The sequence below is a fragment of the Cellulomonas sp. P4_B5_2 genome (assembly GCF_056402235.1).
In genome coordinates this window covers 1-11,425 of sequence record NZ_JBFUHU010000087.1, presented here as the reverse complement: position 1 = coordinate 11,425, position 11,425 = coordinate 1, and the positions used below count along the sequence as shown (strand labels likewise).

Sequence of the window (11,425 nt, the reverse complement as noted above, 5' to 3'; positions counted from 1 at the left end):
GTAGACGACGGCGCTGCGCCACCACGAGCTCACACGCGAACCAGCTCGACCAGGACGATGGCCGGGTTGGGCAGGTGGACCTCGATCGAGGAGCCGTCCAGAGGCCGCTCGGTCACGGCCAGCCGGTCGGCTGCGCGCAGGGTCGCCCACTGGTCGTCGGTCGGCCAGTCGGCGCCGTCGGACAGCGACGACCACACGGCCGCGATGTTCGAGTGGTCCGCGTCGATCCGCGACTCGCGCACCGTCCACGACCCCGGCGGGAGCCCGTCCAGCACCAGGTGCACCCTCCGCTCCAGCGCGGCGGACCCGTCGACCTTGCTCTGGTCCAGCGTGCCGTTCCAGAGCGCGATCGCGACCCTGTCGTCGTCGCGCGACGCCCACGCCTCGACCAGGCTGTCCGCGCCGTCCCCGGTCAGGGTCGCCGCGACCTCGTCGGACCCCAGCTGCTCCAGCAGCCACAGGGCCCACCAGCGTGGCTTGCGCAGCTCGCCGACCGTGCGCAGCCCGAAACCGCCGTGCAGCAGCCGCGGCGGGCGGCCCAGCTCCTCGAACTGGTCGGACACCACCCAGTAGGAGAGCGCCTCGATCCGGCCGGCCGCGGAACGCATCCCACGGGCGAGGAACGCCGCGGAGAACACCCCGTCGTTGGCGTTGCCGAAGTGCGTCGGGCTCACGCCCCACTCGGTCCACCAGATCTCGGCGTCCTCGCGCCCGTGCCGCGCGAGCGTCGCCCGCAGGTCCAGCGGCGCGTTGCCGTAGGTGTGGGTCGAGACGAAGTCGACCGGAGCGCCGGACCCGGCGACGTGCTCGAGCAGCCCGTCCACCCAGCCCGCCGCCGCCGTGGACGGCCCCCCGACCACGAGCCGGTCGTCGACCGCGCGCACGGCGTTCACCGTCATGTCGTACAGACGCCAGAACTCCTCGCGCGTGCCCGACCAGAACACCTCGAGGTTGGGCTCGTTCCACACCTCGAACGACCAGCGCTCGCGAACCTCGTCCAGCCCGTAGCGCTGGACCAGGTGACCGACGAGGTCGGTGATCAGCGCGCCCCAGCGGTCCCAGTCCTTGGGCGGGGACACGATCGCGGCGTACCCGAACACGGTCACGTCCGGGTCCGACGCCAGGTCGCGCGGCATGTACGACAGCTCGACCACCGGCCGCAGGCCCAGGGCGAGCAGCGCGTCGTAGGTGGCGTCGACACCGGTGAAGTCGTGCACCGGCTCCCCGTCGACCTCGCGGTACACGCCGAGGTCGTCGCACAGGATCGCGTGCGCCCGGACGGTGGCCACGCCGAGCTCGTCGTGCGCCGCGCGCAGCGCGCTGGTCAGGTCGGCGGCGATGCTCTGCCCGCCGACCGACTCGTCGCTGAGCAGCAGGCTGAGGTGCTCCGAGCCGATCATCGGCCGCCAGGGCCGGGGCAGCTCCCGGACCACGGTGTCGAGGTCCACGAGCACCTCCACCACCGCGGGATCACCGACGGGCAGCGAGGCGGCGACCACCTCGTCGCCCCCCGGACCCGTCACGTCGACGTCGGTCACGGTGGCCACGGCGTACCTGTGCGGCACGCCGGGCTCGCCGGTGGTGTCCGCGTACGGCCGGTGCGGCACCGCGAGGACGTCGCCCCCGAGGTGGTCCAGCGGGACGCCGTCACGGATCACCTGGTAGCCGACCGCGCCCTGCACCGGCTCCCAGTGCAGCGACACCTGACCGACCCCGGGGGCCGCGTAGAGGCCCGCGGGAGGTGCCAGCACGGGGATCGCACCTGCCGCAGCCGTGTCGGAGCGCCGACCGATCCGGTCCTCCCAGTCCGTGCGTGCGTCGGTCACTTGACGACCCCCGCGCCGAACTCCTCCTGGCCGATGAGCGGGCGCAGGACCTTCTCCACCTGACGGGTGCCGAAGGAGTCGTGCAGGATGCCGCCGCCGAGCACGTTGCCCACCGCGCCCAGCACCATGCCCTGGTCGAGGGAGAGGTACCGCTCCGCCTGGGTGTTCGAGCGCACGGCGACCGCGTCGTAGAACCCGCCGTCCCCGTACGCGCCGAGGACCGTCTCGATCTTGCGCAGGTTGTCGACGGCCTCGCGGGGTGCGTACGGCAGAGCGAGGAACGAGGCGTGCGGCGTGACGACTCCGTCACCGAACGTCGGTGTCGGGTTGGTCGCCGGGCGGCAGCCCTCGTAGCCGGCGTCGACGTTCGTCTTCTCCGCATCGGACGGGTACCCCTCGGGGTTCATGCCGATCGCGTCGACCCCGTAGACGTCGTAGTTGGCGAACGGGTCGCTGGCGGGGGAGAAGCCCCAGTAGCCGTAGCCGGCCTCGACCAGGCCGTGCTCGATGTGCGCGCGCACCGCGAGCGGGTGGTTGACGCCCCAGCTCTTCGGGGCCCACTCGGACTCCGGCACGAACAGGTCGGGCATGAGCTCCTCGAACATGTCGCCGCCCCACGTGGGCACGATGTGCATGCCGCGGTAGGTGAACGCGCCCTCGAACACCTCGAGGCCCTCGTACGTGCGGGTCACCCCGACCGGGCGCTGCTCCAGCCAGGCCCAGTCGCAGCTGGCCGGGAACGTGCGGGCCGTCGCGAAGTAGTGCGCGGGCGGGATCTGGCCGCGGGCGATGCCGATGTAGCTGGCGATCCGCGGCTCGGAGTTGGTGATGTCGTAGTGGTTCTTGGTGAAGTACACCGGCGAGCCCGCGACCGTCCCCGGGTCGGTCGCCTGGGGTGGCGGGTCGGCCCAGAAGCCACCGCGCATCATGCCGGGCTTGGTGCCGCCGAACTGGTTCGCGTCGTAGAACGCCGCGAAGTTCATCGGCTCGAGCAGGGCGTTGGCCTGCCGGCGCAGGGACGGCTCGGCGGTGGCGACCACCATGAGCGCGGCCGCGAACCAGCCGTTGTCCACGGTCGACAGGAACGGGTAGACCGTCTCGCCGGTCGGGAACTGCGTGAGCTTGGCGCCGGTGGCCTCGTCGTACCAGTTGTAGAACATGCCGCTCGGCTCGTGGCGCTCCATCGTGGCGATCGTGTCGAGGGTCTGCTTCATGCGCTCGCGGGCCTCGCGCTTGCCGATGATCCCGAGCTCCTCCGCGGAGACCGTCGACCACAGGTACGCGCCGATGTTCGTCGGCGAGGTGTAGCCGGACCGCGTGGCGGGATCGAGGGACGCGTCGATGTTGTCGGCCGGCAGGCCCGTGGTCTCGTCCGTCATGGCGACGAACGAGGTCCACGTGTCCGTCGCCCACCGGTGCAGGTCCGCGCGGTCGTGGCGGGTCAGGCCGAGGTCGTCGTCGTGGTGCCGGCCGCCGGCGGAGGCGGTCGTGGCACCGGTGAGCAGGAGTGCGGCAGCCGCTGCTGCGGCCGCGAGAGGTCGAAGTCTCATCATCGAGCCCTTCTCGGAGGTCAGGTCTTGAGGCCGGTGGTAGCCAGCCCCTGGACGAAGTGACGCTGGAGCGCGAGGAACACGACCAGCACGGGAACGACGACCACCACGGAGCCGGCCAGCAGCAGGCCGTACTGGGTCGCGTTCTGCCCGACGCTGTAGAGCGCGAGCGCCACCGGCAGCGTGTACATGTCCTCGGTGCTGGCGACCACCAGCGGCCACAGGAAGTTGTTCCAGGAGCCCAGGAACGTGAGGATCGCGAGCGTGGCGAGCGCGGGTCGGCACAGCGGCAGGACCACGCGCCAGAAGATCCGCAGCTCCCCGGCGCCGTCCACCCGGGCGGCGTCGATCAGCTCGTCGGGGATCCCCTGCATGAACTGCCGCATGAGGAAGACGCCGAACGGCCCGGCCAGGAACGGCAGGATCAGCCCGAAGTACGTGTTGACCATGCCCAGGTTGCTGACCAGCACGAACAGCGGGACCAGCGTCACCATCCCGGGGATCATCAGCGTGGCCAGCACCAGCCGGAACAGCCAGGTGCGTCCCCAGAAGTCGATCTTGGCGAACGCGTACCCGAGCATCGAGCAGAACAGCAGGTTGCCGAGCGTCACCGCGATGGCGACGACGATCGAGTTGGTGAAGAACTGCGGGAAGTCGAGGCGCGTGAACAGCTCACGGAAGTTGTCCAGCGTCGGTGCCTGCGGCCACCACGTGGGCGGGTTGGCGCGCAGCTCGCCCTCGGACTTGAACGACCCGAGCAGCATCCACACGAACGGGGTGACGACGAGCAGGAGCCCGACGCCCAGCACTGCGTAGATCCACGGTCGTGCCTGCGGCTCCCCGAGGTGGGAACCCTCCGTACCCCGGGGCTTGGTCACGGTGGCGGTGGCGGTCATGCCGCACCCCCCGTCCGGCGGAACCAGCGTCGGCGTCGCCCGGTGGCGTCGTCCCGCTCGCCCAGCACCTTGAACTGGATGACGGTCAGCAGGACGACGGCGGCGAACAGCACGTAGCTCATGGCCGCGGCGACGCCGTAGTTGCCGAACCCGAAGGTGTTGTAGATCAGGTACGCCACCGACAGCGTGCTGTTCAGCGGCCCGCCCTGGGTCATCACGAACGGCTCCTCGAAGAACTGCAGGAACCCGATGCCCGTGATCACGCCGGCGAACAGCATGGTCGGGCGCAGCGTCGGCAGGGTGATGCTGCGCAGCCGCTGCCACGCGTTGGCACCGTCGAGCGCGCTGGCCTCGTGCAGTGCCTTGGGCACCGACTGCAGGCCCGCCAGGAAGATGACGACGAGCGTGCCGAGCGAGCGCCACACCGACATCGCGATGAGCGACGGCATGGCCCACGTCGTGCTGCCGAGCCAGTCCGGCCCCTGGATGCCGAACCAGCCGAGCACCTCGTTGATCAGCCCGTTCTCGGGCTGCAGCAGGAACCGCCACACCACTGCCACGGCCACGATCGAGGTGACCACCGGCAGGTAGTAGCCGACGCGGAAGAACCCGGACAGCTTGGTGATGCCGGTGTTCAGGGCGATCGCGATGGCCAGGGCGAGCAGGATCGTGAGCGGCACCCCGACGACGACGAAGTAGAGGGTGTTGAGCGCGGCCTTCTGGAAGAGCGGGTCCGTGAGCACGGTGGAGAAGTTCTCGAACCCGACGAGGTTCACGGAGAACGGGTTCTGCAGGTCGCGGCTCTTGATGTCGGTGACGCTCATGAAGAGCGACGACACCACCGGCCACGCCGTGAACACGAGGAAGAACAGCACGAACGGTGCTGCCATGCCCCACGCGGCGATGCTGCGCCGACGGTGCATCGGGGACGAGCGCCGGATCCTGGGGGCGGCCTGGTCGGCCGCCCCCGGGTTCCGCACGCCCGACCCGGAGGTCAGGGTCGTCGACATGAGGTCAGAGCCCCGTGCCGATCGACTCGGCCTGCTGCTGGATGGCCGTGGCGGCCTCCTGCGGGTCCATGCCGGTCTTGCAGACCTTCTCCAGCTCGGTGTCGATGACGTTCGCGACCTGCTCCCACGTCGGGATCGACGGGGGCGCCTRGGCGGTCGTCATCTGCTCGCCGAACACGGCGAGCGCGGCGTCGTCGGCGAGGTCGCCCTCGTCCCACGCGGACTGCACGGAGGGCAGGTCGCTCGTCGTCGCGTACCACTGCGCCTGGATCTCGGGCTGGCTGAGCCACTGGACGAACTTCCAGGCGGCGTCGCGGTTCTCCGAGCTCTTGAACACTGCGAGGTTGCTGCCGCCGATGAACGACGCCTGCTTCTCGTCGGCAGGCAGCGGCGCGAGCGTCACACTGTCGACGAAGCCCTCGCCGCCCGTGTCGTTGAGGATCCCGATGTGCCATGGGCCGGACTGGAACGCGCCGATCTTGCCGGCGACGAAGTCGGGTTCGAGCGTGCCCTCAGGGAGCTCCTTGGGGGCGACCCCGTCGGTGAAGAACGACTGGTAGTAGGTGAGCGCCTTGACGAACTCGGGGCTGTCGAACGTGAACTCGGTCTGCTCCTCGTTCATGATCTCCGCGCCCGCCTGCCAGGCGAACGGCAGGAACGTCTGCCACGCGCCCGTCTGACCGGCCTGCAGGGTGATGCCCCACTGGGCGCCCGCCGACTGCATGCCCTTGGACGTCGCCATCAGGTCGTCCCACGTCGCCGGGGTCGGCGAGACGCCGGCCTTCTCCGCCAGCGCGGTGTCGACGAAGAGCACGCGGGTCTCGACGTACCAGGGCACTGCGTAGGACGTGCCGCCCACCTCGGTGGAGCCCCAGGCGCCGGGGAAGAACGCGGACTCGTCGATGAGGTCGGGCGGTGTCGGGTCCAGCCCGCCGCTGGTGGCGAACTCACCCATCCACGTGGTGCCGATCATCGACACGTCCGGGACCTCGTCGGCCGCGATGGCCGTCGCGATCTTGTCGTGGGCCGCGTCCCAGGGGATGGCCGTGACGTCGATCGTGACGTCGGGGTTCTCCTCGGTGAACGCCTTGGCGAAGTCGCCGAGGGCCTCGCCCTCCGTGCCCATCGCCCAGACGGTGACCGTGCCGCTGACGTCCCCGGTGGCGACCGCCTCGGCGGTGGCGTCGTCCGCTGGTGTGTCGCTCCGGCCGCAGGCGGTCAGGGCGAACGCCGTGACGGCCAGCGCGGCGACGCTGACGCGCGTGGATCTCCTCATGATGGTTCCTCCTCGAACCTGGACAGCCCCTCGTGGGGTCTGTCAGGGGTGCGTGCCGCARCTGTCGCGGACCACCAGGTCGGTGGCGAGCGACTCGTGCCGTGGCGTCGTGCGTTGTCCTGTGATGCGCTGGTCCAGCACCTCGGCGGCGAGTGCCCCGAGAGTGCGCATCGGTTGGCGGACGGTGGTGAGGGCGGGGCGGGCGTGGCGCGCGGCCATGACGTCGTCCCAGCCGGTGATGGCGACGTCGACGCCGACCCGCAGGCCGACCGCCTCCGCCGCGATGATCGCTCCGAGCGCGATCTCGTCGTTGGCGCAGACCAGGGCGTCGGGACGCTCCGTGCCCGCGAGCAGCCCTGCCGCTGTGCGTGCGCCCGAGGCCTCGTCGAACAGGCACGGCGTGAGAGTGGGCTCGATTCCGTGCAGACCGAGGCCCTTCCGGACTCCGCGCCACCGTTCGGCCACGTCCGGCGACTCCTCCGGGGACCCGAGGAACGCAACCCGGCGGAAGCCGTGCCCGGCGAGGTGCTCACCGAGCTCGCGTGCGGCGTCGAGCCCCTCTGCCCGGATGGAGTCGACCGCGCCCACCTCGGGCCGGGCGACGACCACGACGGGGAGCCCGGACGCGCTGAGCTGCTCGATGACGTGGTCCTCGACCGTGCGGCCGAGCAGGACGAGCCCGTCGACGCGCAGGGCGAGGTCGCGCACGGACGACGCGGGGTCGTCCCGGCCGTGGGTGGCCAGGACGAGGACGCTGCGGCCGAGCCGCGAGGCGGTCTCCTCGTACCCGAGCAGCACCTCGGCGTAGTACGGGCCGGACAGGTCCGGGAAGACGATGCCGTTGGCGGCGTGCGTGCGGGCCGCCAACGAGGTGCCGGCGTGGCTGGGGCGGAAGCCGAGCTCCTCCACGGCGGCGAGCACCTTCGCCCGGGTCGCCTCGGCCACGGGCGCCGACCCCCGCAGGGCACGGGAGACGGTCGCGATCCCGACGCCGGCGCGCGCCGCGACGTCGTAGATCGTCACGGGCGCCGTCGTCCCCGAGTCCGTAGGAAGCGCTTTCATGTGATGACCGTCACACGATCGGACGAGTAGTGCAACTCGGACGGATCGCCCGGACGGCTGCGCTCACGGACGCCGGGTCCGACCGTCGACGCGCGCCGGTATCCTGTGCGCGTCTGCCGACGTCGGCCGCGCGGCACCACGAGCCGGCGCCGAGCCACGGGTCTCCACCGAGGGAATCGATGACCACCGCACCTGCGCGCGCCCCCCAGACCGACACCGTCGACGTCGCCGCCGCGACCCCCGACCAGGAGCAGCCGTTCGCCGAGCTGGGCCTGAAGCCGGACGAGTACCAGCGGATCCGGGACATCCTCGGACGGCGCCCCACGGCCGCCGAGCTGGCCATGTACTCGGTCATGTGGTCGGAGCACTGCTCGTACAAGTCGAGCAAGAACCACCTGCGCCAGTTCGGCGACAAGACCACGCCGGCCATGAAGGAGCACCTGCTCGTCGGCATCGGCGAGAACGCGGGCGTCGTGGACATCGGCGACGGCTGGGCGGTCACGTTCAAGGTCGAGTCGCACAACCACCCGTCCTACGTCGAGCCGTACCAGGGCGCGGCCACGGGTGTCGGCGGCATCGTGCGCGACATCATCTCGATGGGCGCGCGCCCGGTCGCCGTCATGGACCAGCTCCGCTTCGGCGCCGTCGACCACCCCGACACCGCCCGCGTGGTGCACGGCGTCGTGGCCGGCGTCGGCGGCTACGGCAACTCCCTCGGCCTGCCCAACATCGGCGGCGAGCTGGTGTTCGACGCCTCCTACCAGGGCAACCCGCTGGTCAACGCCCTGTGCCTGGGCGTCCTGCGGCACGAGGACATCCACCTGGCCAACGCGTCCGGGACGGGCAACAAGATCGTCCTGTTCGGCGCTCGCACGGGTGGCGACGGCATCGGTGGCGCGTCGATCCTGGCCAGCGAGACGTTCGACGACACCAAGCCCTCCAAGCGCCCGTCGGTGCAGGTGGGCGACCCGTTCATGGAGAAGGTGCTCATCGAGTGCTGCCTCGAGCTCTACGCAGCGCGCGTGGTCGAGGGCATCCAGGACCTGGGTGCCGCGGGCATCTCCTGCGCGACCAGCGAGCTGGCGTCCAACGGCGACGGCGGCATGCACGTCGACCTCGAGAACGTGCTGCTCCGCGACCCCACGCTGACCGCCGGCGAGATTCTCATGTCGGAGTCGCAGGAGCGGATGATGGCCGTGGTCCGGCCCGACCAGCTCGACGAGTTCCTCGCCATCACCGGCAAGTGGGACGTCGAGACGGCCGTGATCGGCGAGGTGACCGGCACGGGCCGGCTCACCATCGACCACCACGGCGAGCGCATCGTCGACGTCGAGCCGCGCTCGGTCGCGCACGACGGCCCGGTGTACGACCGGCCGTACGCGCGGCCGGCCTGGCAGGACGCGCTGAACGCCGACACGACGACGGCCCTCGCGCGGCCGGCCACGAACGCCGAGATCCGCGCGACCGCGCTCCGGCTGCTGGGCAGCCCCAACCTGGCGTCCAAGGCGTGGGTGACCAACCAGTACGACCGCTTCGTGCAGGGCAACACCGCGCTCGCGCAGCCCGACGACTCGGGCGTCATCCGCGTCGACGAGTCGACCGGCCTCGGGGTCGCGCTGGCCACCGACGCCAACGGCCGGTACGCCAAGCTCGACCCGTACACGGGCGCCCAGCTGGCCCTCGCGGAGGCGTACCGCAACGTGGCGACGACGGGCGCCCGCCCGCTGGCCGTGACCGACTGCCTCAACTTCGGCAGCCCCGAGCACCCCGACTCCATGTGGCAGCTGGTGGAGGCCATCCGCGGCCTGGCCGACGCGTGCCAGGTGCTCGAGGTCCCGGTCACCGGCGGCAACGTGTCGCTCTACAACGGCACCGGCGAGCCCGGCCTGATCGACTCGGCCATCCACCCGACCCCGGTGGTCGGCGTGGTCGGCGTGCTCGACGACGTCGCCGACGCCACCCCGTCGGGCTGGACCGCCCCCGGCCAGGCCGTCTACCTGCTGGGCACCACGCACGCCGAGCTCGACGGCTCTGCCTGGGCCGACGTCGTGCACGGCCACCTCGGCGGTCTCCCGCCCGCGGTGGACCTGGACGCCGAGCGCCGGCTCGCCGCGGTCCTCACGCACGCCAGCCGCGACGACCTGGTCGACGCCGCGCACGACCTGTCGGAGGGCGGCCTGGTCCAGGCGCTCATCGAGTCGAGCCTGCGCTTCGGCGTCGGCGTGCAGGTGTCGCTCGACCCGATCTGCGAGCGCGACGGCGTCACGCCCTTCGAGGCCCTGTTCTCCGAGTCCACCGCCCGCGTGCTCGTGGCGGTCCCGCGCTCGGAGGAGGTCCGCCTGGTCGACCTCTGCACCGCGCGCGGCGTCCCCACCCTTCGCCTGGGCGAGACGGCGGAGTCGTGCTCGCCGGGCGCCGGCACCCCCGTCGACGAGTCCGACCACGTCCACGGTCCGGCCGTCGAGGTCCAGGGTCTGTTCACGTTGCCCCTGACGGAGGCCCGCGAGGCCTACGAGGCCACCCTCCCGCACTGGTTCGGCTGAACCCGCGACATCGAGAACAACCTCAGTGGCGTCCTGCACCGGGAGAACGCCACTGAGGTTGGTCTCGGGCGGTATTTCCGTGGATCCGGGAGCCGCAGCGCTCCTACCGTCGAGGCGTGCCGGCTGAGCTCTTCCGCGTGGTCCGCGCCGACAAGGGCGCGGTCCTCGTGCTGCCCGCGGACGGTCTGGACGGTGCCCACGCGCCCCACCGCGTGACGCTGGACCGGGACGGCCTGCTCGCCACGGACGACGGCGACCGGCTCGCCCCGACGGTCGGCGACTGGCTGCGCGTCGAGGAGACCGGCACCGTGCTGCAGCCCCGCACGACCGCCCYGGTCCGGGACACCGCGGGCGCCACGTCCCGCGTGCAGGCGCTCGCCGCGAACATCGACGTGGTCCTCGTGGTCGAGCACCTGGACCCGGACCCCCAGCTCGGCCGCATCGAACGGCTGCTCACGCTGGCGTGGCGCTCCGGCGCGCAGCCGGTCGTCGTGCTCACCAAGGCCGACCTGGTCCCCGACCCCGACGGCATGGCCGCCGAGGTGGCGGCGGTGGCCCTGGCGGTCGACGTGCACACGGTCAGCGTCCCCACCGGCCAGGGGCTCGACGCCCTGCGCGCGCTGCTGGTGCCGGGCGCCACCCTGGTCGCGGTCGGCCCGTCCGGGGCGGGCAAGTCGACGCTGGTCAACGCGCTCGCCGGCCATGACGTCATGGAGACGGGCGAGCGGCGGTCCGACGGCCGCGGCCGGCACACCACGACGCACCGCGAGCTGGTCCCGCTGGCGGGTGGCGCGATGCTCATCGACACGCCCGGCATCCGCGGGGTCGGCGTGGTCGCGGACGCCGACGCGCTGGACACCACGTTCGCGGACGTCGCGGAGCTGGCGGCGGCGTGCCGGTTCGCCGACTGCCACCACACCGGGGAGCCCGGCTGCGCCATCCAGGCGGCCCTGGACAGCGGCGAGCTGGCGGAGCGCCGGCTCGACAGCTGGCGGCGCCTGGCCAAGGAGGCCGCGTACCAGGCGCGACGCTCGGACGTCCGGCTGCGCGCCGAGGAGCGGAACCGGTGGAAGAAGATCACCAAGGAGTACCAGCGGGGCCTGCGCGGTCCGGGCCGACCGCGGGACTGAGCGAGCGCGCGGAAGCGCATCGACGAGCCCATTCCGGCACCTAATCGTTTCGGATGCGGCCGAGCGCTCGCCACGGCGACGGGACGTCGGGTTATCTCGTCGGGACCGGGGTGCGATCGCGTCGACGACGAC

The 11,425-nt window shown here is 71.8% G+C and carries 8 protein-coding genes; 2 read left to right on the top strand and 6 right to left on the bottom strand.

The window, feature by feature from the left end; translation table 11 throughout:
* Positions 1-29: 29 nt before the first annotated feature.
* From AC1DUQ_RS08135 to AC1DUQ_RS08110, 6 genes are read right to left on the bottom strand one after another with little or no spacing between them, the layout of a single operon-like run.
* Positions 30-1,826 (bottom strand): GH39 family glycosyl hydrolase, encoded by a 1,797-nt coding sequence (locus AC1DUQ_RS08135; RefSeq protein ID WP_477061080.1) that lies wholly within the window; start codon positions 1,824-1,826, stop codon positions 30-32.
* The gene (locus tag AC1DUQ_RS08130; RefSeq protein ID WP_477073632.1) at positions 1,823-3,376 is read right to left on the bottom strand and encodes a glucoamylase family protein; all 1,554 of its coding nucleotides are present in this window, start codon (positions 3,374-3,376) and stop codon (positions 1,823-1,825) included. The genes AC1DUQ_RS08135 and AC1DUQ_RS08130 overlap by 4 nt, the downstream gene beginning before the upstream one ends.
* 20 nt (positions 3,377-3,396) lie before the next feature.
* A complete protein-coding gene (locus AC1DUQ_RS08125; RefSeq protein ID WP_477061082.1) occupies positions 3,397-4,272 on the bottom strand; it encodes a carbohydrate ABC transporter permease in 876 nt (291 codons plus the stop codon).
* Positions 4,269-5,282 (bottom strand): carbohydrate ABC transporter permease, encoded by a 1,014-nt coding sequence (locus AC1DUQ_RS08120; RefSeq protein WP_477061083.1) that lies wholly within the window; start codon positions 5,280-5,282, stop codon positions 4,269-4,271. The genes AC1DUQ_RS08125 and AC1DUQ_RS08120 overlap by 4 nt, the downstream gene beginning before the upstream one ends.
* Before the next feature lie 4 nt (positions 5,283-5,286).
* Positions 5,287-6,558, bottom strand: a complete 1,272-nt coding sequence (locus AC1DUQ_RS08115) for a sugar ABC transporter substrate-binding protein (RefSeq protein WP_477073631.1) — start codon at positions 6,556-6,558, stop codon at positions 5,287-5,289.
* Positions 6,559-6,600: 42 nt separating this feature from the next.
* Positions 6,601-7,620 carry a LacI family DNA-binding transcriptional regulator gene (locus AC1DUQ_RS08110; protein ID WP_477061085.1) on the bottom strand — a complete coding sequence of 340 codons (1,020 nt, stop codon included), beginning with the start codon at positions 7,618-7,620 and terminating at the stop codon, positions 6,601-6,603.
* Between the two features lie 179 nt (positions 7,621-7,799).
* On the opposite strand from AC1DUQ_RS08110, the gene purL reads away from it, so the two are divergent.
* Positions 7,800-10,163, top strand: a complete 2,364-nt coding sequence (gene purL / locus AC1DUQ_RS08105) for a phosphoribosylformylglycinamidine synthase subunit PurL (protein ID WP_477061086.1) — start codon at positions 7,800-7,802, stop codon at positions 10,161-10,163.
* A gap of 116 nt (positions 10,164-10,279) precedes the next feature.
* Positions 10,280-11,293: a ribosome small subunit-dependent GTPase A gene (gene rsgA, locus AC1DUQ_RS08100; protein WP_477073630.1), complete on the top strand. Its 1,014-nt coding sequence runs from the start codon at positions 10,280-10,282 to the stop codon at positions 11,291-11,293.
* Positions 11,294-11,425 lie beyond the last annotated feature (132 nt).